This window comes from Selenomonas sp. CM52, from assembly GCF_000292955.1.
Lineage (GTDB): Bacteria > Bacillota > Negativicutes > Selenomonadales > Selenomonadaceae > Selenomonas.
The window spans coordinates 57,032-79,024 of sequence record NZ_ALNM01000009.1 but is presented as its reverse complement, the minus strand read 5'-3'; the positions used below and the strand labels follow the sequence as shown (position 1 = coordinate 79,024).

Genomic DNA, 21,993 nt, shown 5'->3' with positions numbered 1-21,993 from the left:
TCTTCAAGCCTTGAAGGGCATGCCCATGAGCTTCAAGAGCTCGCGCGCCTCTTCGTCTTTTTCTGCTGTCGTGACGATGACGATGTTCATGCCGCGCAGCTTGTCAATCTTGTCGTACTCGATCTCGGGGAAGATGAGCTGCTCCTTGAGACCGACCGCATAATTGCCGCGGCCGTCAAAAGCCGTGCTGCTCACGCCGCGGAAGTCGCGGACGCGCGGCAGGGCGACGTTGATGAACTTGTCGAGGAACTGGTACATGCGCGTGCCGCGCAACGTGACCTTCGTGCCGATCGGCATGCCTTCCCTGAGCTTCCAGGCGGCAAGCGACTTCTTCGCGCGCGTCAGGATGGGCTTCTGTCCCGCAATGATCGTCAGATCGTTGACCGCAGAGTCAAGAGCCTTGGGATTGCCGACGGCTTCGCCGACGCCCATGTTGATGATGACCTTCTCGATCTTCGGAAGCTGCATGATGTTCTTGTAGCCGAACTTCTTCGTGAGCTCAGGCACAACTTCGTTCTTGTACTTTTCCTGTAATCTATCCAAACCGTGCTCCTCCTTCCTCAATTATTTCGTCTGGTCGATGACTTCGCCGCACTTCTTGCAGGCGCGAACCATCTTGCCGTTGACTTCCTTCTTGCCCGTGCGCGTCGCCTTCTTGCAGGCCGGGCATACGAGCATGACCTTGCAGGCGTTCAGAGGGGCTTCCTTCTGGATGATGCCGCCCTGCGGGTACTTCTGGCTCGGCTTCGTATGGCGCTTCACCTTGTTCACGCCCTCGACGACGACCTTGCCCTTCTTCGGCAGAGCCTCGACGATCTTGCCCTCTTTGCCCTTGTCCTTGCCTGCGAGGACGACGACCGTGTCGCCTTTCTTTACGTGCAGTTTCACCTGTGACAAAATAGCGCCTCCTATCAAAGAACTTCAGGAGCCAAGGAAACGATCTTCATGAAATCCTTCTCGCGCAGCTCCCTGGCCACGGGGCCAAAAATACGGGTTCCTCTCGGCGTCTTGTCTTCCTTGATGAGCACGGCGGCGTTCTCGTCAAAGCGGATGTAAGAGCCGTCCCGACGACGGATGCCCTTGACGCTTCGAACGACGACAGCCTTGACGACATCGCCCTTCTTGACCGTGCCGCCGGGGGCCGCTGCCTTGACGGCAGCCACGATAACATCACCGATGTTGGCATACTTGCGGTACGAGCCGCCGAGCACGCGGATGCACATGATCTCTTTCGCGCCCGTATTGTCGCCAACATTCAGCATGGTCTGCTGTTGAATCAATGTATGAACCTCCCTTTCGAGATCGTGGCGAAATTATTTCGCCCTCTCGACGATCTTCACGACTCTCCAGCGCTTGTGCTTCGAGAGCGGGCGGGTCTCCATCAGAGCCACCGTATCGCCAACATGCGCCTCGTTGTTCTCGTCGTGCGCTTGGAACTTCACCGTCTTCTTGACGGCCTTCTTATAGAGCTTGTGCTGCTCAATGTCGACAACGGCGACGACGACGGTCTTGTCCATCTTGTCGCTTACGACCTTGCCGACTCTCGTCTTGCGTTCATTTCTCTCGCTCATCAAAGAGCCTCCTTCCTCTGCATATCAATCAATTCTTCGCCAAGCAAACGTCCTGATTCTCAAGTTCGCGCTGCACCGTCTTGACGCGCGCGATCGACTTCTTGACTTCCTTGATACGCATCGGATTCTCCAGCTGGCCGGTAGCGTGCTGGAAACGGAGGTTAAACAGCTCCTGTTTGAGCGAAGCGAGCTTTTCAACAAGCTCCCCGGCATTCAAGTCGCGTATCTCATTAACCTTCATTTACTTCACCGCCCTCTGCTGCTTTCAGTGACTCCTCGCGCGTGACGAACTTCGTGCGGATCGGCAGCTTGTGGCCTGCAAGGCGCATGGCCTCCATGGCGACTTCCTTCGACACGCCGTCCATCTCGAAGAGCACACGACCGGGCTTGACGACGCACACCCAGTACTCGGGCGAGCCCTTGCCGCTGCCCATGCGGGTCTCGGCCGGCTTCGCCGTGACCGGCTTGTCGGGGAAAATCTTGATCCAGACCTTGCCGCCGCGCTTGATGTAGCGCGTCATGGCGATACGGGCGGCTTCGATCTGACGATTCGTGATCCAAGCCGGCTCCAGAGCCACAAGGCCGAACTCACCGTGGCTGACCGTGTTGCCGCGATGTGCCTTGCCCTTCATGCGTCCGCGAAACTGCTTGCGGTATTTGACTCTCTTCGGTAATAACATTAAGCTTCGCTCCCTTCAGCGGCAGCCCTCTTGGACTGCTTCTTTTCTGGAAGGATTTCGCCCTTGAAGATCCAGACCTTGACGCCGATGCGTCCGTACGTCGTGCGGGCTTCCGCCGTGCCGTAGTCGATGTCGGCGCGCAGCGTGTGCAGCGGAATGCTGCCCTCGCGATATGCCTCGCTTCGGGCGATTTCCGCGCCGCCCAAGCGACCCGAAACCTTGACCTTGATGCCCTTGGCGCCGAGGCGCATCGTGCGGCCGACCGACTGCTTCATGGCGCGGCGGAACGCGATGCGGCGCTCCAGCTGCTGCGCGATGTTCTCGGCGACGAGCGTCGCGTCGAGATCAGGCTGACGAATCTCGGAGATGTTGATGTCGACCGTCTTTTCCGTCTTGCCCTTGAGGCCTTCCTTGATCTGCTCGATGCCCGAGCCGCCGCGGCCGATGACCATGCCGGGCTTCGCCGTATGGATCGTGAGCTTCAGACGGTTCTTCGAGCGCTCCGTCTCGATCTTCGAGACGCCGGCAGCGCCGAGACTGTCTTTCAAATACTTGCGGATCTTGATATCTTCATGCAGGTTGTCTGCAAAGTCCTTATCTGCGTACCATTTTGCATCCCAATCCTTGACGATGCCGATGCGGATGCCGTTCGGATTTACTTTCTGACCCAAACCTTTTCCCTCCTCCTCATCTTTCTTCCACGGCGACGGTAACGTGGGACGTGCGCTTCAAAATCTTGAACGCCTGCCCACGAGAACGCGGGTGGATGCGCTTGAGTGTCGGGCCCTGATCGACATAAGCCGTCTTGATGTAGAGCTTGTCGACATTCATGTCGAAGTTGTTCTCGGCATTGGAAACGGCGGATTTCAATACCTTCTCTATGACGTCCGCACCGATTTTCGGCGTGAACTTCAAGATTGCGAAAGCTTCGGCGATGTTCTTGCCACGGATGAGATCCATGACGACACGCACCTTGCGCGGCGCAATCCGTACATACTTGGCTGTAGCTTTTGCTTCCAAAGGGGAAATGCCTCCTTTCGCTCTTATCTCAGCGAAGTCTTGCGCTCTTCGCCGGCATGGCCCTTGAACGTGCGCGTCGGAGCGAACTCTCCGAGCTTGTGTCCGACCATATCTTCCGTCACATATACAGGAACGTGCTTGCGGCCGTCGTGCACGGCGATCGTGTGACCCACGAAATCCGGCAGGATCGTGGAACTCCTCGACCACGTCTTCACGACCTTCTTGTCGTTCGCCGCATTGAGCGCGTCAATTTTCTTCACGAGACTTTCTTGTACGAAAGGCCCCTTCTTGACTGATCTCGACAAAATATATCCTCCTTCCGCTCAGGCAGCCTGAGCTGCCTTCCCCCACGAATTACTTGCGGCCACGCACGATGAGCTTGTCCGACGCCTTCTTGCGGCGCGTCTTGGCGCCCATCGCGCACTTGCCCCACTTCGTGACCGGATGCTTGCGGCCGACCGGGCTGCGCCCCTCGCCGCCGCCGTGCGGATGGTCATTCGGGTTCATCGCTACGCCGCGGTTCTCCGGACGCTTGCCGAGCCAGCGGTTGCGCCCCGCCTTACCGATCGTGATATTCTCATGCTCGAGGTTGCCGACCTGGCCGATCGTCGCGCGGCAGTTGATGTGCACCTTGCGAAGCTCGCCCGAGGGAAGACGCAGGAGCGCGTAGTCGTTCTCCTTCGCCATGAGCTGCACGGCGCTGCCGGCGCTTCTTGCGAGCTGTGCGCCCTTGCCGATCTTCAGCTCGATGTTGTGGATCATCGTGCCGACAGGAATGTTCTTGATGGGAAGCGCGTTGCCGACCTTGATGTCAGCCTCTGCGCCCGACTCCACCTTGTCGCCGACCTTGAGGCCGTTCGGTGCGAGGATGTAGCGCTTCTCGCCGTCCGCGTAGTTCAGAAGAGCGATGCGTGCGCTGCGGTTCGGATCGTACTCGATCGTCGCGACGCGGGCGGGGATGCCGTCCTTCGTGCGCTTGAAGTCGATGATGCGGTAGCGGCGCTTGTGACCGCCGCCCTGATGGCGAACCGTCATGCGGCCCTGCTGATTGCGTCCGCCATGACTCTTGAGGCTCTCGACGAGGGATTTTTCCGGCTTGTCCGTCGTAATTTCGTCAAACGACGCGACCGTCATGAACCTGCGGCCTGCGGAATAAGGTTTGAAACTTTTGATTGCCACTTCTTTTTACCTCCTTTGCTCGATTTTATGCCTGGAAGAACTCGATCGTCTCGCCCGGAGCGAGCTTCACAATCGCCTTCTTGTAGTCCGAGCGCTTGCCGACGAAGCGACCCATGCGCTTCATCTTGCCGCTGACGTTGACCGTGTTCACGTTTGCGACCTTCACGTTGAAGACCTCAGCGACCGCCTTGGCGATCTCGATCTTGTTCGCTTTCTTGGCGACGACGAAGACATACTTGCCTTCCTCCATGAGCTGGGTGCTTTTCTCTGTGATCAGCGGGCGGATGAGGATATCGCGTGCGTCCATTATGCGAGCACCTCCTCAATCTTTTCTATCGCAGCCTTCGTGATGAAGAGCTTCGTGTGGTTCAGGATGTCGTAGACGTTGAGGCCCATCGTGTTGATCGCCTTGACGCCGGGGATGTTGCGCGAAGAAAGCTCGACGTTCTCGTTCTCATCGAGCGTGATGATGAGGCTCTTCGCATCGACGCCGAAATCGCCGAGCATCTTGACGACGCTCTTCGTCTTCGGGGCATCGAACTGAAGGTCGTCGAGGACGATGAAATCACCGCTCGCCACCTTGTCCGAGAGCGCGCACTTGATCGCGAGGCGGCGCTGCTTCTTCGGCATGCGGAAAGCATACGAGCGCGGCTGCGGGCCGAAGACCGTGCCGCCGCCGACCCACAGCGGCGAGCGCGTCGAGCCGCTTCTCGCACGACCCGTGCCCTTCTGTCTCCACGGCTTCCTTCCGCCGCCCCTCACGAGGCCGCGCGTCTTCGTCGCATGCGTGCCGAGACGGCGCGATGCGAGCTGCATGACGACGGCCTGATGCACGAGACCGGCATTCATCTCCACGCCGAAGACGCTGTCATTCAATTCGATATCGCCAACCTGCTGGTTTGCGCTATTATAAACTGCTACTTTTGGCATAAGTTAGCAATCCTCCTTCCAGATTATTTTTCCGCCTTTTTCGGCTTGTCCGGCTTGACCGTGGCACGAACCACGACAAGACCCTTCTTCGGGCCCGGGATTGCGCCCTTGATGAGGATGAGGTTGCGCTCCGCGTCCACACGGACGACGGAAAGACGCTGCACCGTGACCCTCGCATGACCCATCTGGCCAGGAAGCTTCTTACCCTTCAAGACGCGGCCGCCATGACCGCTGATCATCGCGCCCGTCGAGCCGGGTTCTCTGTGCGACTTCGAACCGTGCCCCATGGGGCCGCGCGCGAAGTTGTGGCGCTTGATCGTACCAGCGAAACCTTTACCCTTCGAGGTGCCCGTCACATCGACGAGGTCGCCGGCAGCAAATATGTCAACGCCGATGGTGTCACCGACGTTATATTCCGAAGCATCAGTAAGACGCATCTCGCGGATGAAGCGCACAGGCGCGACTCCCGCCTTGGCGAAGTGACCTTTCAGAGGCTTCGTGACCCTCTTCTCCTTGACTTCGCCGAAGCCGATCTGGACAGCGTTGTAGCCGTCGTTCTCCACGGTCTTGTTCATGATGACAACATTGTTGCCTGACTCGACGACCGTGACAGGGACGACAGTGCCCTCTTCCGTAAAGATCTGCGTCATGCCAAGTTTTCTTCCCAAAATAGCTTTCGACATAAATTCCACCTCCCCTTACAGCTTGATCTCGATGTCCACCCCGGCCGGCAGGTCAAGGCGCATCAGTGCGTCCACCGTCTTGTTGGAAGGATCGAGGATGTCGATGAGGCGCTTGTGCGTGCGCATCTCGAACTGCTCGCGCGAATCCTTGTTGACGTGCGGGGAGCGCAGGATCGTGTAGATGTTCTTCTCCGTGGGGAGCGGAATCGGACCCGACACACGAGCACCCGTCCTCTTCGCGGTATCGACAATCTTAACCGCGCTCTGGTCGAGAGCCTTGTGATCGTAGGCCTTCAAACGAATACGGATTTTCTGCTGTTTCGACAATGTTTTTTCCTCCTTGTCGTCCGGACTCCATGGCCCAAACATTTCTCCGCAACAGTTCCCTCGGCTCTGCCGAGCCATCTGCCGCGTCATCGCATGGGAGCAATAAGGAAGCGCTGAACTTGTCAGTGATTCCGGAAATGAGATAAATACACAAAGCCTTTATAAAGGGCTGCGAGACCGCAGCCCTTATAAAAGCCTTTATGATGTTGGAAACCTTTGCCTTAGCCCTCGATCTCCGTCACGCGGCCGGCGCCGACCGTATGGCCGCCCTCGCGGATCGCGAAGCGCAGGCCCTTCTCGATGGCGATCGGCGTGATGAGCTCAACTTCCATCTCGACATTATCGCCAGGCATGACCATCTCCGTGCCCTCGGGCAGGCGGACAACGCCCGTGACGTCCGTCGTGCGGAAGTAGAACTGAGGACGATAGTTCGTGAAGAACGGCGTATGACGACCGCCCTCTTCCTTCTTGAGAACGTAGACCTGAGCCTTGAACTTCGTGTGCGGGTTGATCGAGCCGGGCTTCGCGAGAACCTGGCCGCGGACGATGTCCTTGCGATCGACACCGCGCAAGAGAGCGCCGATGTTGTCGCCGGCGACAGCCGTGTCGAGCATCTTGCGGAACATCTCGATGCCCGTAACAACCGTCTGCTTCGTCTTATCTTCGAGACCGACGATCTCAACCGTATCGTTGAGCTTCAGCTCACCGCGCTCGACGCGGCCCGTTGCGACCGTGCCGCGGCCCGTGATCGTGAAGACGTCCTCAACCGGCATGAGGAAGGGCTTCTCCGTATCGCGCGTCGGCGTCGGAATGTACTCATCAACAGCATCCATGAGTTCGAGAATCTTCTTCTCCTGCTCTGCATCGTCCTCAAGAGCCTTGAGCGCAGAACCTGCAATGACCGGAATATCGTCGCCGGGGAACTCATAAGCCGTGAGGAGGTCGCGGACTTCCATCTCGACAAGCTCAAGAAGCTCAGGATCATCAACCTGGTCAACCTTGTTGAGGAAGACGACGATCGCCGGAACGCCGACCTGGCGAGCCAAGAGAATGTGTTCGCGCGTCTGCGGCATCGGGCCGTCGGCGGCGCTGACGACGAGGATCGCGCCGTCCATCTGAGCAGCGCCCGTGATCATGTTCTTGACGTAGTCGGCGTGGCCCGGGCAATCGACGTGCGCGTAATGACGCTTGTCCGTCTCGTACTCGACGTGCGCCGTGTTGATCGTGATGCCGCGCTCCCTCTCCTCCGGAGCCTTGTCGATGTCCGCGTAGTCCTCGAACTGCGCCATGCCCTTCTTGGACAGAACCTTCGTGATTGCTGCCGTCAGCGTCGTCTTGCCGTGATCGACGTGGCCGATCGTACCGATGTTGACATGCGGCTTGGTTCTCTCAAACTTCTGCTTTGCCATATTGTTTTTTCCTCCCTCGTTACTCGCCCTTGTTCTTGGCGATGATAGCCTCGGCTATATTCTTAGGAACTTCATCATAGTAAGAAACTTCCATGGAGTAGTTCCCTCGACCCTGTGTCTTGGAGCGCAGATCCGTCGAATATCCGAACATCTCGGACAGCGGAACGAACGCATTGATGACCTGAGCGCCATTTCTCGCTTCCATGCCCTCGATGCGGCCACGGCGTGAATTGATGTCGCCCATGACATCGCCCATATACTCTTCCGGCACAATGACCTCGACCTTTACATAAGGCTCAAGGAGCACCGGATTCGCCTTCTCGGCACCATTCCTGAACGCCATTGAGCCGGCGATCTTGAACGCCATTTCCGAAGAGTCGACCTCGTGGTACGAACCGTCGTAGACCGTGACCTTGACGTCGACCATCGGATAGCCCGCAATGACACCGTTGTCCATAGCCTCGCGCACGCCGTTCTCGATCGGGTTGATGAACTCCTTCGGAATGACGCCGCCGACGATCTTGTTCTCGAATGTGAAGCCTTCACCCGGCTCCTGCGGCGTGAGCTCGAGCCAGCAATGGCCATACTGACCATGACCGCCCGACTGACGGACGAACTTGCCTTCCGCCTTCGCGGACTTGCGGATCGTCTCGCGGTACGCAACCTGCGGATTGCCGACGTTGCAGTCGACCTTGAATTCGCGCAGCATGCGGTCGACGATGATTTCCAAATGAAGTTCGCCCATGCCCGAGATGATCGTCTGACCCGTCTCCTGATCCGTGCGCACACGGAACGTCGGATCTTCTTCCGCCAGTTTCTGCAGGGCGATGCCCATCTTCTCCTGATCGTTCTTCGTCTTCGGCTCGACCGCGACCGAGATGACCGGGTCGGGGAACTCCATCGACTCAAGAATGATCGGCTTCGACTCGTCGCACAGCGTGTCGCCCGTCGTCGTGTCCTTCAAGCCGACGGCGGCAGCGATGTCGCCGCTGTAGACCGTATCCAACTCGGCACGGTGATTCGCGTGCATCTGCAGGATGCGGCCAATGCGTTCCTTCTTGCCCTTCGTCGAATTGAAGACATAAGAGCCAGAGGAAAGCGTACCCGAGTAGACGCGGAAGAACGCGAGCTTGCCGACGTAAGGATCGGCCATGATCTTGAACGCGAGCGCCGCAAAGGGGCCGTCGTCCGTCGAATCGCGATGATCCTCTTCGCCCGTATCAGGGTTGACACCCTTGATCGCGGGGATGTCGATCGGCGCGGGCATGAAGTCGACGATCGCATCGAGCATCGGCTGCACGCCGCGGTTGCGGTACGAAGAGCCGCACGTCACCGGCGTCATCTTGCAGGCGATCGTCGCCTTGCGGATGGCCTTACGGATCTCATCTTCCGAGATTTCCTCACCGCCGAGGTACTTCTCCATGAGGTCGTCATCCTCTTCGGCGACGGCTTCGAGGAGCTTGTCGCGGTACTCGTCGGCCATATCCTTCATATCATCGGGAATCGCCACCTCATCGGCGACCTTTCCGAGGTCGTCCTCATAGATGATCGCTTCCATCTTGATGAGATCGACGATGCCGGAGAACGTATCCTCCGAGCCGATCGGCAGCTGGATTGCCACCGGATTTGCCTGCAGGCGCTCCTGCATCATCTTGATGACGTTGAAGAAGTCCGCGCCCGTGATGTCCATCTTGTTGACATAAGCCATGCGCGGGACATTGTACTTCTCCGCCTGACGCCAGACCGTCTCCGTCTGAGGCTCGACGCCGCCTCTGGCCGTCAGGACGGCAACAGCGCCATCGAGAACGCGCAGCGAGCGCTCCACCTCGACTGTGAAGTCAACGTGACCGGGCGTATCAATGATGTTGATGCGATGATTTTTCCAATGGCAGGTCGTCGCAGCCGACGTGATCGTGATGCCGCGCTCCTGCTCCTGTGCCATCCAGTCCATCGTGGCAGCGCCATCATGAACCTCACCGATCTTATGTGTAATGCCCGTATAAAAGAGGATACGCTCTGTCGTCGTTGTCTTGCCGGCATCGATGTGAGCCATGATGCCGATATTGCGAGTTTTTTCCAGAGAAAACTCTCTTGCCACTTATTATCGCTCCTTAACTAGTTGAGATACTGCTTGGGATTACCAACGATAATGAGCGAATGCCTTATTAGCCTCAGCCATCTTATGCGTATCTTCTTTTTTCTTGATCGCCGCGCCCGTATTGTTCGCTGCGTCCATGAGCTCGCCCGAAAGCCTCTCGTCCATGGTCTTCTCGCCGCGCAGTCTTGCGTAGTTCACAAGCCAGCGAATGCCGAGCGTCATGCGGCGATCGGGACGAACCTCAACCGGCACCTGATAATTCGCACCACCGACACGGCGTGCGCGCACCTCGAGAACCGGCATGACATTCTTCAGAGCCGTCTCGAAGACCTCCAGAGGATCCTTGCCCGTCTTGGCGCGGATCGTCTCAAACGCATCGTAAACGACGCGTTCGGCAACGCTCTTCTTACCCGAGAGCATCACCTTGTTGATAAACTTTGTAACCGTCTTGGACTTGTATACCGGATCCGGCAACACGTCACGTCTGGGTACGGCACCTTTTCTTGGCATACTTACCCCTCCTGGCTATAATCTCTTCTCAGAAAAAGCGTCTCACTTCTTCTTTGCGCGCTTCGCGCCGTACTTCGACCTCGCCTGACCGCGATCCTGAACGCCTGCCGTATCCAGCGAACCACGGATGATGTGGTAGCGAACACCAGGCAGATCCTTGACACGGCCGCCGCGGATCAAGACAACGCTATGCTCCTGCAGATTATGGCCAATACCGGGAATGTATGCCGTCACCTCGATGCTGTTCGTCAAGCGAACACGGGCGACCTTGCGGAGAGCCGAGTTCGGCTTCTTCGGGGTCGTCGTGTAGACCCTCGTGCAGACGCCACGCTTCTGCGGGCAATTCTTCAGTGCCGGTGCATTCGATTTCTCCTGCATGCTCTTGCGGCTCTTGCGAACCAGCTGATTAATTGTAGGCATTTGATGCACCTCCTTCCTTCATATTGAGAATTTATTATTTATAATTACTCCGCCGCAGCTCTTTGAGCCGCTCGCCTTGCGGCAGGCGAAGCATTTACCGACCTGAGGCATCGCTCTCGAGGAACCACTGATAAATTCAGCCACCCATCTTCACACATCTGCACTGTCCTCTCGTCGTCGACAAATCCTCGACGTAGCACAGCTACGCCTGCGGTTTGTCTCCTCGATAGATACAGAGCATCTGTGCAAATCTGGGGGACTTTATTTTATCATCGTTTCCTTCAGTACGGCTGCCGCAGCGGCGCCGACCTCGATGGAGCAAGCCTTTCCAAGCTCCTGCATCGTGGGAACATGCACGACTTGCACGCCGATCTCGCTCGCGAGATCGAGAAGCGGCTGCGTCACGCGCTCGTCCGCATCGTCCGCCAAAAAAACGGCATCCGCACGGCTCTTCTGCACGGCCTTCGTGACCTGCTTAACCCCGATGACCCGCTCCGCGTCCCTCAGCGATTTCAACGTCATGCAGCTTCCCTCCCAACGCACGATTCCTGCTCAGTGTCAGGCACCTATATATATTAACAAAAGGGAAAAACTATGTCAACACTTTATTTTATCGCTGTTTCCATGTACACTGCGCCTTGTGTGTCGCATATAAGAAATAGGGACGCCTTCCTCCATCAGAGCATAGACCAGCGGCATCGTCATATGCGCCTGCTTCGTGACCATAACGATAGGGAACCACTGATAAATTCAGCCGCCCATCTTCACACATCTACGCTGTCCTCTCGTCGTCGACAAATCCTCGACGTAGCTCTGCTACGCCTGCGGTTTGTCTCCTTGCTGAGCCGTCCAAGAGCCAAGTCCGAAGGACGCAGGTGATTGGGCAACGGCTCGTATGCGAAAACGTCCCAAGAATGCAAGCACGAAGTGCGCCGCATGATTGGCTGACGTTGACCGCCATAGGCACAGCGCATCTGTGCAAATCTGGGCAACTTCATTTTATCAGCGTTTCCCTAAAAATGCGCGAAATCGGCTGACTCGCGATCTTCTCATTCTTGCGATAAAGAAGCAGCCTGCCATGGTCTTTGATTGCTTTCGTATCCTTCGACATCATATAAATAACACACATTGCTATCCCTCCTCAAAAAGAATCTTCCAACAACTCCATTATGCCATAAAAAAAGCGCGCGTTTGAAAAAACGCGCTAAAAATAAAAAAAATACCGCAAGCGGTATGGATTGCATGCAATTCAAGTTCAATTTCAGGGTCGATTTCAATGTGGAGTTTCAATACCGCAAGCGGTATGGATTGCATGCAATAATTGGTGTTTCAAGCATTGGGGTATCTTCGTAATGTTTCAATACCGCAAGCGGTATGGATTGCATGCAATGATGGACGATTCGTCTCTCTGAGGATGTTACTGAAGTGTTTCAATACCGCAAGCGGTATAGATTGCATGCAATGCCGTTACTACGAGCACAAGCCCCGCAAGGGGAAGTTTCAATACCGCAAGCGGTATGGATTGCATGCAATTGCTGGAAAACGTCAGCCCTGCGGACGTCGACTTGTTTCAATACCGCAAGCGGTATGGATTGCATGCAATATGTTCGTAAACTGCTGTGTGAGAGCGCAGTTGCTGTTTCAATACCGCAAGCGGTATGGATTGCATGCAATGCCCACGAAGACGGATCTTTGGAGATGGAGGGGAACGTTTCAATACCGCAAGCGGTATGGATTGCATGCAATTTTGGCGCTACGGTTCAGTCCGAAGCGTTCAGCGGTTTCAATACCGCAAGCGGTATGGATTGCATGCAATACTGTCTCCCAGAACCCTTGAAAACAGTGAACCCAAAAGGTGGTTTTCTAGTACGCCCTCCCTTTTGCACTTTTCCCCAAACCTCAGGGAATTTTTTTGTCGCAAAAAGTGGCTTAAAATGGGTGCGAAGCCAGCTATATCAAGGAAACTTTTGTCCACGAAAAAAATCTAAAACTCATGGAATCTTTTCGCAAATCTCGGACTTCACTGTAACGAAGTATAGCATGAAATTGAAATGCTGTCAATGGCCTAAGAAATTCCTTCCTCCGCAAACGGCAAAAGCGGGAAGACTCATAGAGAGCGTTCCCGCTTTTGCTGCCGCTCTTACAGCGTCGCCTACAGCCTCTTCTTTAGTTCCGCCTGCGGTATGCCGATCATCTCAAGAGCCGATACAGCGCCCGCGTCTCGCCGAATCCCTGTCCTGTGAGTCTGCCGACGCCGGAGAAGTTGGCGAATTGGGCGAGGAGAAGGAGTGCGTGCTGCTCTTCTTCATTCAAAGCCGTGACATCGTAGCTAAACCTGCCCGAGAACGCTAGCATGCCGCGGTCGCCGCCGAAGTAGACGCGGCGCGAGCTGCCGTGCCATTCTGCCAGAAGCGCCCTCGCCGCCGCCTCGCGAACCCAGGCGCGATCCATCTCCACGGGCATGGCGGCTTGCTGCCACTTGTCGGCAAGCGACGAAAAGATGAAGACGGGATCAGGCGTCGGATAGTCCTTATCGTCGCGGCGAAAGGCGACGGGCGAGAGGAAGCGCAGACGGATCTCCGCGATGCGTCCTGCTTGGAGCGCCGCACCGACAAGCTCCATCTCATCGACGACGCCCGAATCCTCTGTGCCGTCCGCCTTGACTTTCTCGACGCGAAGCGGCAAATTCCCCGCTTGCAGAACCTCGCCCGTGCGAACATGGAGCGCCGCCTGCAATACGTCCTCCCGAAGCGCCGTGACGCGCCAGCTCAGGCTCTCGCCCCTGGTAACCACACGATAGCCGCCCTCGTCTTTTTCCTGCCGCCACTTGAGGAGCGACACGGTGAACGGCTTTACGTTAAGCGTCTCATGGACATAGGTGGAAAGCTCCGCCGAATATCCTTCCATAATCTTGAAGAACAGCCCATGCAGCCAACGTCCGTGAAAAACTGGCACACGGGCAGTATCTTCTGCCCGCAGCCGATAGACAACAGCACCGATCATTTGCCTATCCCTTCATTGTATACCTCATTCGCCATCGGCAAGACCCAACGATTGCGGAATTGCTTTTTTTCAGCGTCGGAAACTTCGTCACAATCAGAAGAATCCCTGTTGCCCAAGGTCATCTGCCGCGTCCTTGCCGCCCAATCTTTCTGCTCTACAGCTTTCCAATCGAGGAGATCGAGCAGAGCCTGCTGTGACAGTTCATAGCGCGCCCGCTCCGTTTTGCCGAGCTGTGCGATGACATCATCAAAGGCTTTCAGATATGCTTCCATCGAAGTTTCTTTTTCCGCCTTGTTCCAGTCGCCGTCCGCCGCAAAAAGCTGCTCATAGCCATGCACTTCGTCCACGAGAACGAGCTTCGCATCGATGCGCACGCTGCCGAGCCCGATGCCCTTGCCCTGTCCGATCTTGAAGCAAAGCTCGCGATCTTTTGCCGCGAGCGAAAAGACCTTGAGCAATGCGCCAAGCTCCACTTCGCTGAGGTTCTTGAAGCGTATTCTACCCTCGAACACATTGCCCGCCTTCAAGGGGCGCAGTTTGCGGTCGACATTTTCCTTCACCTCGCCGCTCTTTTGCCAGCGAAAACCCGGCTTCTGATGCCAATACAGCTTATAGCCGCGAATCGCAGCATTTTCCGTGTCCCAGTGATTGAGATTTTTTCCATCTTCTTGCTCCATGTAGAGCTGGAACGACGTGGGTTTCGGCTCGCCCAAGGTTTTCGAGTAATGCTGCCCTTCAAATCCCTTGCTTTCTTTGAGCACGGCATCCTCAAAGAACAAACGGCTGCCCCAAAGCTCCGTGCGACCAAAAAGAGCATCCGCATAATCAACGGCTTTCGACTGAAGGATCTCGGGAATATGCCCTGCCTCACCAAGCCGATAAGGGTAGCAAATACGATAGAACTGCCCAAACCCGAAATGTTTCACCGTGCCATTTTCATTCTTGTAAAAGCAAGGCACAACGAAATCATAGCGATCATCTCCCGTAAAGTTCCTTGCCTCCTCATTCTTGCGCGCCAGCTTGAACAAATCCAAGACATCGCTGCGCAAAAGATCTTCTTTGTATTGCGCTATAACCTCCGGCGTGACAAGCACTCGGTCATTCCAGTCTGGATTGAAATGCACGGTATAGCGCTTCTTGGAAAACATCGCGCCGGTAAAGCAGGGAAGTTCTCCCGTCCTTTCGTACGTTTCCCAAAGAATCTTTCCTGCATTGTGCTTAAGAAAACCTTTATCTTCGACCTTCTTATGGCGATATTCGGCACGGCACATGTAATGGTTTCCATCTTGGCTGTCATGGACGAGAAACGCTGCTTCTGCCTTCGTTATGCTGATCCGCTCGCCATCTTCATCCGTATCAGTCCTTTCGAGCAATTCTTCATCATAGAGTTTCGTGAGACTGTTCTTTTTCGCAGCTACAGTGCGAAAATAGAGTCTCCGATTGTCGACATCGAAATCTTGACGCTGACCGCCCACAACATCGGATTTCATCATGCGCATCGCGCCGCAGGTCACGATCTTGAAGATGTTCTTGACCATGCCGCGAAGCGTGCTGCCCGGCAGGACGGGTTTGCCGACAGGCGCAAAGAAGGCGCCTTCCTTGTCGCCCGTGCCGATGAAAACGGGCGTCATCGTGCGGCAGCTCAGCTCAATATAGCCGCTGAGCCTGCCATGTTCCTTCACATATCTCTTGTAGTTTTCCTGCCGTTCTGCATCATTCTTCGCACCGCCGTCGATGGGCGAGCGGATGACCGTCGCTGGCAGCGGCACGAAGTTGTACGATGCCGTGGCTTTTTCATCTCGCATTGCCATCTTCCATACCTCCTTCCACATCCGCCGCCGCTATGCGCACATAGCGATAGTCCGCATAGCCAGCCTGCCCCGTCGCCTCGTAGCCAATATAGCTGCGCATCACCAGACCGTAGTATTTCGCATGCTCTTCGGCCTGCGGCAAAATCTGCTTGAGCTTTCGCGCTGCATCTTCGAGCTTCATATATCCTTCGGGCGCATCCGCTGCCTCTACTCTCTCGCCCCAGAAGCGTGAGATGCTGTCAACGTATTCCGTCGCCTCGCCCGCGCCGTCCTTGCGCCAACGCCCGAGCCACATGTCGCCGCTCTTCTTCAAATGAAGCTCTTCCTCCTCGTTGAATACGCGCAGTTCCAGCCACAGGCTGCACTTCTTCGCCGCATCGCCTGCCAGCTTGAGCGAGCCGTTCTGCCAGCGTCCCCAAGTGATGCCGTGCACCTGCCAGACGACGACATTCGCTTCCTTCATGCCGAGCGTTTCGAGCTTTTCGCAGAGGGCGGTTTCATTCCTCTCGAGACTTACGGCGAGCCTCTCTGAGCTTCCCTGCTGTATGCACATCTGATCTTCCAATGCCAGTTCGATGCTCATAGAGCTTTCGCCTCCCTCTTTTTCAGCAGGGCTTCGACGAATCCCTGCAATTTCCGCCGCTCTTCATCCGTCAAGGCGCCGGGCGTCGCATCCCAGGAAATTTTCTCACCATGATAATGCAGGACGGCGCCTCTTCCCTTAAGCACACCGCGGCCGATGCCCTTCTCGCCGCCGAGCGCCAGTCTGCCGAGTGACAATTCCTTGAGCAAAAGGAGCAGAAGGCCGATCTGCCAGGCGCGCTCCTCTTCCTTCGGCTCATGCAGGACAAGGCGCATGGAAAGCACCGCGCGCTCTTTTTCTGTCTGCCATACAGGAGCCTCTGTGAAGAGGCTCGTAGGAATCTTGCCGCCCGTGAAGCGGTCGATCCGCACGCGTGTCTGCAGTCTTGCTGCAACACCGTCTTCCAGACGCACTTCCGAAACGAGCAGACGGCTCTTCCACTTCTCGTCAGGCTTCTCCTTGATGCGATCGATCGACGGCCCCATCATGCGGTCGAGCAGTGTGCTGTCGATATCGAGCTTTCGCAGGATCTCTGCCGCACGATGGCGCAGCGCCCCCTTGATGCTCGCGCCGGGAATCAGCCAATGATCGTTTTCGCGCAGCATGAGCGCCTGCACGGACGTCCCCTTATCATCCATGCGCTCTGCCGTCTTCACCTCCATAGCACGCGCATAGTCGCGCACGAGAAGCGAGCTTTTCAAGGCGAACTTCGCTTCGAGCACGCAGTCATCCTTGGCATAGAAGCCCTTCTGCCGTTCGTATACTTCCGGCTCGACGAGAGCTTCGCTCTTTCCCTCTGAGCCAAGCCAAGCTCTGACGTGAGCGGGATTTTTGAAATCGTAGCGATAGACCTTCAAATCCCTCACATGTACTTCGCCGAACCCCTTCGCCGTATGTGCGCCCAAGGAGAACCCCGCCGCGAGCCTATGCGCCAAGAGGTCAACCGCCTCCTTCATAGCGTCCTCGTACCTCTCATGGATGCCGCGCTGCGTGATCTCGGCGAAGAACTTCCCCGTCGCGCCGCTGCCCACCGCCTCGTAGTCGAACTTATGATGCTCGATTGCCGTGCCCGTGATCTCGTCGAGGCTCACGCCGTCGCGCACGACGATTTCCACGTTGTTCAGCTTGACGTCGTCGATGCGGATGGAGCTTTGCCAAGCCGCATTATGCTGTCTTTCATACGCGGCTTCTGTGCCGAAGAGCAGACGCATGCCGAGCGCATTTTCCGCTGTCATGAACTCTCGCAGCGCCCCGGCAAGCGATGTGCCGGGGATGAACGGCTGCCCGCCTTTCGTCTTCAGCACCTCATCATCGACATCCTGCCCTGCGCCATTGCCGCCCGTGCCGATGAGGAGCGGCGCAGCGAGGACGAGCGTGCCTTCGAGGATGATCTTGCCCTTGACGCTTTCTTCGTTCACCGTCATCATTCCTCGCCTCCTTTTCCTGCCGCTGCCTTTCTCGCGAAGCGGAAGAAATTGTGCCAGTAAGCATAGAAGAGCGCGTTCTTCGCCGTGTCGCTCGTCAGGAAGTCCGGCTCGCCTACATCTTCCAGGAATGCCTCGAGATCTTCGCCCAGTTCTTTTTTCCAACGGCGCTCCTTGTTGTAGGGCATGTCGGCGAGATTCGCCTTCATCAAAAGTTCCTCCAAGGAGCGCCCGTTGAACTTGATCGCCTCTAGATTCCTGGCAAAGGGCGTCGACGCATTGCTTTTCTGACTGCGGATTTTCTCGCGCAATGCTCCCTGCATGTTTGCCCGTCCACGCATCCACATCGAATCGAGTCGTGCGAAAAAGTGCGATACCCCTTTACCCCCCGTAAGCTTCTGCACATCTTCCGCCGCATAGACGACCATCTTCCGCTGCGCCGCGCAGAGGAGGAGTTCTTTCGCCCGCCTGCGCACCTCGGGCGACTTGACTGCACGCCGTTCCTTTTGCTGCATCCTCTTCGCGAGGGAAAGCGGCTGCAGATGCCAGAGGCGAAGCTGACCGAAGCCCTCTTCCGTGCGTGCGCCGACGCCATCGTACAGCAGTCTTTGCAGTCGCTCCTTGTCGCTCTCTGTCCACACGCTCTCCTTCTCTACGGCAAAGACGCTTCCTGCCGCAAGGGCAACGGCGCGCGGGCGCTTCATTCCCCAGATGCCTACGAAGTTGTCCACCTCGACAAAATCGGCAAAGACCGTGTTTTCCACATCTCCCTGTGCTGCGCTCCGCTTTGGATCGTAGACGTGGAGGGAAAACTCTCCCGCAGTGCCCTCGTTGAGACGATCAACGATCTGCTGCAGAGCCGCAGCAGCGCTCGACAGGAGGTCATCCGCCGCGAGAAGCGGCGTCTCGAGGCGCAAATTGATGCGATTGTCCGCATCCGGCTCGACGCTTTCAGGCATGAATTCCACCGGCTCAAGCTGTACGCGGCAGGCGCCGTATTGCGCATGGCGCGCACGCCCCGCCTGCGCCGTCCATGAAGCCGTTCCCAAGGCGTCCATGAAGCTTTCCAACGCCGCATCCTCACCGAAGACTTCGCCTTCGAAGCGCACGCCTTTCTCTACAGCTTCATAGTTGTAGATCGCGCCGTCGCGCGAACGTCCCGCAAGACGCTCCAAGGACGAGCTTCCCCTCTCCTTGCCCTGCCGTTCCTTGACGTTACTGCGGCTCATGTGCAGCGATATGTTCTTTGCGACATCCACCTTCTCGATGCCGCCGTCTTCGATCACGGCAAAGCCGCGCAATGTCTTGTACCCTGCCTCGGGAGCATCTGCGAGCAAGTCCCTGACCGCCTCTCCGTCCTTGAGGCGCTGCACCGAAGCGGGCACAAAGGAGGCGCGCTTTCCATCCAACGCACGCACGGGATAGGCGGCGACGAAGCGCAGTTTGTCGAAGAAGAGTCCGAGAAAATTCTCGTCCTCCTGCGCCTGACTGCCAAGATTCTTCGCTTCAATGTAGCGCTCGGCCAGCATACCGCGCACGAGCGTGCCGCTGAAGAAATCGTGCGACGATGTCATGACGGTCGTATTGGTGCGCGTCGTCAGCACGATCGGCGAAAGGGTCTCTATTTTTACACGGATCTTTTTCATCTCAAACCTTGCCCCCTTTCAGCGCTTCATTGACGAGGACGCTCCGTATATCTTTCCCATGCTGCAGCATCGCGCACGATATGCGGCCGAAGCCTCGATTGCGCTTCATGCCCGCCTGCGAGAGGTTGCGCAGCGCCAGCGCAAGAATCGTGAGCTTTTTCCGCGTTCCTCCTTTGAGGCGTACCGTGCCGCAAAAAACGAGGCCTTCATCGACGACGCGGATGTTCCTGAGCGACGTTTCGGCAGCCGTACCTGTCTCACGGTCAATCATCGTCTGATAGCGCAGCGAGGTATAGAGCGAAAGAACATCCTGCGCAGAGACGAGGTCGGGATAGTGCTGCTGCAGGTAAAGCCAGTCTTCTTCCATCTGCCGCGCTGCTTCCTCCGACGCAAGCTGAAGGTTCGGTATCGTCAGCTGTGTATCGCTCTGCACGTTATGCTGGAAAAGCTCCTCCATTTCCTCTTCTGTAAAGAGGTTCAAACCCGCCAATTCGGACATCTCAAGGACTTCCAGCGCACTCTCGTAAATGAGCCCCTTGAGCCGCTTTCCGGGGAAGTAGGGCAGTCCCGCCCGGTCATGCACGACCTCAGCATCGACGTTGACATCGGCGCGACCCGAGCCGAGATGCAGCGGTGAAAGCGCCGTGACTTCCAGCGTAAATTCGTCGAAGCGAATCTCCTTGGACTTAACCAGGGGATGCTCTGGGAGTCGCACGGGAGGAAACGACTGCACGTTCCTGGGCACGCGCTTGAGCTGTTCTTCCAGCGTCGGCATGCCATCGTCCGCCGCATTGCTCTCGCTCGGAGCGAGCCTTTGCGCTGCCTGCTGCTTCTGCTGCTTCTGCTGGTTCATCTCCATCTGCTGTCTGCGACTCTCGGCATGTTTGACCAGCAGCTCTTTCTTCTTGTTTTCGCGCGCCTCCTTTGCGTTCTTCTTTTTAGCCATGCTGCACCTCCTCGGGCACATAGAAGTCGATCATCTCGATGGCGTCGACGTAAGGCGTCCTTCCCTCCTGCCACAAGGATTCGCGGTACGACGACCAAGCCGCGATCTCGGGCAGGCGCATCGCTCCGCCACTTGCAATCAAGCGGTGATACTGCGCCATGAATTGCGCATGTTCATGTCTGCCCGCCGCCAATACGGCACGCAGTTCCTTGATCTTGTTCATCGGCATGCGTCCCTCACCCTGCACGAGCTGACGCACGGCCTCGATGAGATTGCCGACGTACTCGGGCTTCGATGCATCACCGTCGACGCGATAGGGGCCGAAGTGCATCGCACCGCACTTGCCGCTGTACTGCTGCTCGCGGATTTGCTCCAAGGTCGGCGGCTGCTCGCCGTGCAGGATGGCGAAGTCGAGCCAGCACGAGCTTTCTTCCGTGCGCATGGCACGCATCTTCGACTTCGCCGCACCGCAAAGCTGCTCGGCAATCTCGTAGCCGCGGAAGAACGGATAGGCGGTCGGCAGGATGCTGACGCCGCCGCAAGTGTCGATGCCAAGGTCATTGAGCGCTTCCATGATCGTACGCGTGAAGGAGAGCGCGTACTTCGCCGTGCAGACGAAGGTCATATCGTCGCCGCCGAGCACGATGGGGCGGATCGGCAGAAGCATCTTGCCGTCGTCAGCTTCTTCCAGTGAGAGATGCTTCTGCATCGCCGCATAATCGCCTAAGATGTCCGCCAGGAGCATGCAGAACGCCAGAACTGTCTTCCAGTACACGGCGCGCGACATGTTCTTGCGCTTTGTCAGTGTGCTGCAGTCACGGAACTTCTCGCCCATGTTGTTGCCGTCGATATGGACAATCGCCATGTAGTCTTCCGTCTCCCTCTGCCCGAGCTTCTCGAACTCGGAAGGAAACGCATACTTTTGCAGCTCTCGTGCCAATTCCTCGGGATCACTCATAGCGCGGACTCGCGACGGCGGCAACGTCTCACCCGCCAAGGCCTGTGTCCTCAGGATGCTGCGCAGCTTGTCGAGAAGCGCTTCCTCAGCGGGTGCGATGACGCCCCCCTTCTGACGTGCCGCCAAGAGCTTCCTCTTCACTTCCCACGAAAGGAAGCGGCTCTCCTTGCGCACATCGTCCACATCGTAGGCATTCGCCGTTTCCGCGCTCGCCTCGCACGAAAGCGTCAATCCCGTATAGGGGAGCGATACGGCAGGAAAGAACAAGTTCTGCTGCGCCCTGAGCTTGCGGACGAGATGCGTGAGATCGTCGATCGCCTCTTCCTCGCCATCCGCACGCTTCACGCGCGTCACGCGATAGGCGCCGTCCGCTTCGAGCACCATTTCGCCGCGCGCCGCTCCCGTGCGCAGTCCTGGAGTCGTCCACAGCAGCCGCTTCGTGAAGGATTTGATCACCTCGACGAGTTCTTCATCCGTCGTTCCCTCAGAAAACAGCACGAGAGCGTTGCCACCGCCGATATAGCCGATGCGGCACTTCTGCTCCATCTTCGTCCAATCGGGAGACTCCACCTCGCGCCACGTCACATCATCGACTTCACCCTCGCCGAAACGCTCGCGCAAGACATGAAGCAACTCGCGAGAAAAGGCGCTTTCCACCAAGAACGACGCCCCGATATTCGTCTTGAGGCGGTTGCTCGCGAAGATATACTTCTGAATCGAGCGCGTATCAAAAAGAATCGCCTGCAATTTGATTGCCATCCATCCTTCCCCCTTGCCTCTTTTTCTAATTTCCGT

Annotated in this window: 27 protein-coding genes and 1 CRISPR repeat array; all 27 genes read right to left on the bottom strand. The window is 57.0% G+C overall.

The annotated features are described in order from the left end of the window. Positions 1-3: 3 nt before the first annotated feature. The gene (gene rplE, locus HMPREF1153_RS01415) at positions 4-543 is read right to left on the bottom strand and encodes a 50S ribosomal protein L5 (protein ID WP_009645131.1); all 540 of its coding nucleotides are present in this window, start codon (positions 541-543) and stop codon (positions 4-6) included. Positions 544-564: 21 nt separating this feature from the next. Then, on the bottom strand, positions 565-897 hold the full coding sequence (gene rplX, locus HMPREF1153_RS01410; RefSeq protein WP_009645091.1) for a 50S ribosomal protein L24: 333 nt from the start codon (positions 895-897) through the stop codon (positions 565-567). A 14-nt stretch (positions 898-911) separates the two neighbouring features. Continuing rightward, positions 912-1,280 carry a 50S ribosomal protein L14 gene (rplN, locus tag HMPREF1153_RS01405; RefSeq protein WP_009645106.1) on the bottom strand — a complete coding sequence of 123 codons (369 nt, stop codon included), beginning with the start codon at positions 1,278-1,280 and terminating at the stop codon, positions 912-914. A 33-nt stretch (positions 1,281-1,313) separates the two neighbouring features. Beyond that, positions 1,314-1,571 (bottom strand): 30S ribosomal protein S17, encoded by a 258-nt coding sequence (gene rpsQ / locus HMPREF1153_RS01400; RefSeq protein WP_006191734.1) that lies wholly within the window; start codon positions 1,569-1,571, stop codon positions 1,314-1,316. A 28-nt stretch (positions 1,572-1,599) separates the two neighbouring features. Next, on the bottom strand, positions 1,600-1,812 hold the full coding sequence (gene rpmC, locus HMPREF1153_RS01395; protein ID WP_006191731.1) for a 50S ribosomal protein L29: 213 nt from the start codon (positions 1,810-1,812) through the stop codon (positions 1,600-1,602). Then, a complete protein-coding gene (gene rplP, locus HMPREF1153_RS01390) occupies positions 1,802-2,251 on the bottom strand; it encodes a 50S ribosomal protein L16 (protein WP_009645139.1) in 450 nt (149 codons plus the stop codon). The genes rpmC and rplP overlap by 11 nt, the downstream gene beginning before the upstream one ends. Continuing rightward, positions 2,251-2,922 (bottom strand): 30S ribosomal protein S3, encoded by a 672-nt coding sequence (gene rpsC, locus HMPREF1153_RS01385; protein WP_006191728.1) that lies wholly within the window; start codon positions 2,920-2,922, stop codon positions 2,251-2,253. Before rpsC ends, rplP begins: the two co-directional genes overlap by 1 nt. Positions 2,923-2,938: 16 nt before the next feature. Further along, entirely contained in the window at positions 2,939-3,271 is a 333-nt protein-coding gene (gene rplV, locus HMPREF1153_RS01380) for a 50S ribosomal protein L22 (RefSeq protein ID WP_009645138.1), read from the bottom strand. 23 nt (positions 3,272-3,294) lie between these two features. Then, positions 3,295-3,576 (bottom strand): 30S ribosomal protein S19, encoded by a 282-nt coding sequence (gene rpsS, locus HMPREF1153_RS01375; RefSeq protein ID WP_009645084.1) that lies wholly within the window; start codon positions 3,574-3,576, stop codon positions 3,295-3,297. 49 nt (positions 3,577-3,625) lie between these two features. Continuing rightward, positions 3,626-4,450, bottom strand: coding sequence for a 50S ribosomal protein L2 (rplB, locus tag HMPREF1153_RS01370; RefSeq protein WP_009645099.1), 825 nt, complete (start codon positions 4,448-4,450; stop codon positions 3,626-3,628). 25 nt (positions 4,451-4,475) lie between these two features. Further along, positions 4,476-4,757, bottom strand: coding sequence for a 50S ribosomal protein L23 (gene rplW / locus HMPREF1153_RS01365; protein ID WP_009645115.1), 282 nt, complete (start codon positions 4,755-4,757; stop codon positions 4,476-4,478). Continuing rightward, positions 4,757-5,380 carry a 50S ribosomal protein L4 gene (rplD, locus tag HMPREF1153_RS01360; protein ID WP_006191719.1) on the bottom strand — a complete coding sequence of 208 codons (624 nt, stop codon included), beginning with the start codon at positions 5,378-5,380 and terminating at the stop codon, positions 4,757-4,759. The genes rplW and rplD overlap by 1 nt, the downstream gene beginning before the upstream one ends. Positions 5,381-5,403: 23 nt before the next feature. After that, positions 5,404-6,063: a 50S ribosomal protein L3 gene (rplC, locus tag HMPREF1153_RS01355; RefSeq protein ID WP_006191718.1), complete on the bottom strand. Its 660-nt coding sequence runs from the start codon at positions 6,061-6,063 to the stop codon at positions 5,404-5,406. Positions 6,064-6,078: 15 nt separating this feature from the next. Beyond that, positions 6,079-6,432: a 30S ribosomal protein S10 gene (rpsJ, locus tag HMPREF1153_RS01350; protein ID WP_006191717.1), complete on the bottom strand. Its 354-nt coding sequence runs from the start codon at positions 6,430-6,432 to the stop codon at positions 6,079-6,081. Positions 6,433-6,611: 179 nt separating this feature from the next. Continuing rightward, positions 6,612-7,799, bottom strand: coding sequence for an elongation factor Tu (tuf, locus tag HMPREF1153_RS01345; protein ID WP_009645155.1), 1,188 nt, complete (start codon positions 7,797-7,799; stop codon positions 6,612-6,614). 19 nt (positions 7,800-7,818) lie between these two features. Next, positions 7,819-9,897, bottom strand: coding sequence for an elongation factor G (gene fusA, locus HMPREF1153_RS01340; protein ID WP_009645153.1), 2,079 nt, complete (start codon positions 9,895-9,897; stop codon positions 7,819-7,821). Positions 9,898-9,936: 39 nt separating this feature from the next. Then, a complete protein-coding gene (gene rpsG, locus HMPREF1153_RS01335) occupies positions 9,937-10,407 on the bottom strand; it encodes a 30S ribosomal protein S7 (protein WP_006191712.1) in 471 nt (156 codons plus the stop codon). 42 nt (positions 10,408-10,449) lie between these two features. Then, complete coding sequence (gene rpsL, locus HMPREF1153_RS01330; protein ID WP_006191709.1) at positions 10,450-10,827, bottom strand: 30S ribosomal protein S12; 378 nt, start codon at positions 10,825-10,827, stop codon at positions 10,450-10,452. A 261-nt stretch (positions 10,828-11,088) separates the two neighbouring features. Beyond that, positions 11,089-11,349 carry a L7Ae/L30e/S12e/Gadd45 family ribosomal protein gene (locus HMPREF1153_RS01325; protein WP_009645066.1) on the bottom strand — a complete coding sequence of 87 codons (261 nt, stop codon included), beginning with the start codon at positions 11,347-11,349 and terminating at the stop codon, positions 11,089-11,091. 472 nt (positions 11,350-11,821) lie between these two features. Continuing rightward, on the bottom strand, positions 11,822-11,956 hold the full coding sequence (locus HMPREF1153_RS13155) for a hypothetical protein (protein ID WP_009645144.1): 135 nt from the start codon (positions 11,954-11,956) through the stop codon (positions 11,822-11,824). An 84-nt stretch (positions 11,957-12,040) separates the two neighbouring features. Continuing rightward, a CRISPR array of direct repeats spans positions 12,041-12,643; the repeat unit is 36 nt; unit sequence GTTTCAATACCGCAAGCGGTATGGATTGCATGCAAT. Positions 12,644-13,017: 374 nt separating this feature from the next. Continuing rightward, on the bottom strand, positions 13,018-13,830 hold the full coding sequence (gene cas6 / locus HMPREF1153_RS01320; protein WP_009645162.1) for a CRISPR-associated endoribonuclease Cas6: 813 nt from the start codon (positions 13,828-13,830) through the stop codon (positions 13,018-13,020). Next, on the bottom strand, positions 13,827-15,641 hold the full coding sequence (locus tag HMPREF1153_RS01315) for a TIGR03986 family type III CRISPR-associated RAMP protein (RefSeq protein WP_009645068.1): 1,815 nt from the start codon (positions 15,639-15,641) through the stop codon (positions 13,827-13,829). The genes cas6 and HMPREF1153_RS01315 overlap by 4 nt, the downstream gene beginning before the upstream one ends. Continuing rightward, on the bottom strand, positions 15,625-16,224 hold the full coding sequence (gene csx19, locus HMPREF1153_RS01310) for a type III-D CRISPR-associated protein Csx19 (protein ID WP_009645092.1): 600 nt from the start codon (positions 16,222-16,224) through the stop codon (positions 15,625-15,627). Before csx19 ends, HMPREF1153_RS01315 begins: the two co-directional genes overlap by 17 nt. Beyond that, positions 16,221-17,651: an RAMP superfamily CRISPR-associated protein gene (locus HMPREF1153_RS01305; protein ID WP_009645088.1), complete on the bottom strand. Its 1,431-nt coding sequence runs from the start codon at positions 17,649-17,651 to the stop codon at positions 16,221-16,223. The genes csx19 and HMPREF1153_RS01305 overlap by 4 nt, the downstream gene beginning before the upstream one ends. Continuing rightward, positions 17,648-19,294 carry a hypothetical protein gene (locus HMPREF1153_RS01300; protein ID WP_009645101.1) on the bottom strand — a complete coding sequence of 549 codons (1,647 nt, stop codon included), beginning with the start codon at positions 19,292-19,294 and terminating at the stop codon, positions 17,648-17,650. The genes HMPREF1153_RS01305 and HMPREF1153_RS01300 overlap by 4 nt, the downstream gene beginning before the upstream one ends. A gap of 1 nt (position 19,295) precedes the next feature. Then, the gene (locus HMPREF1153_RS01295; protein WP_009645112.1) at positions 19,296-20,240 is read right to left on the bottom strand and encodes an RAMP superfamily CRISPR-associated protein; all 945 of its coding nucleotides are present in this window, start codon (positions 20,238-20,240) and stop codon (positions 19,296-19,298) included. Further along, positions 20,233-21,957: a hypothetical protein gene (locus HMPREF1153_RS01290; RefSeq protein WP_009645164.1), complete on the bottom strand. Its 1,725-nt coding sequence runs from the start codon at positions 21,955-21,957 to the stop codon at positions 20,233-20,235. The genes HMPREF1153_RS01295 and HMPREF1153_RS01290 overlap by 8 nt, the downstream gene beginning before the upstream one ends. Positions 21,958-21,993 lie beyond the last annotated feature (36 nt).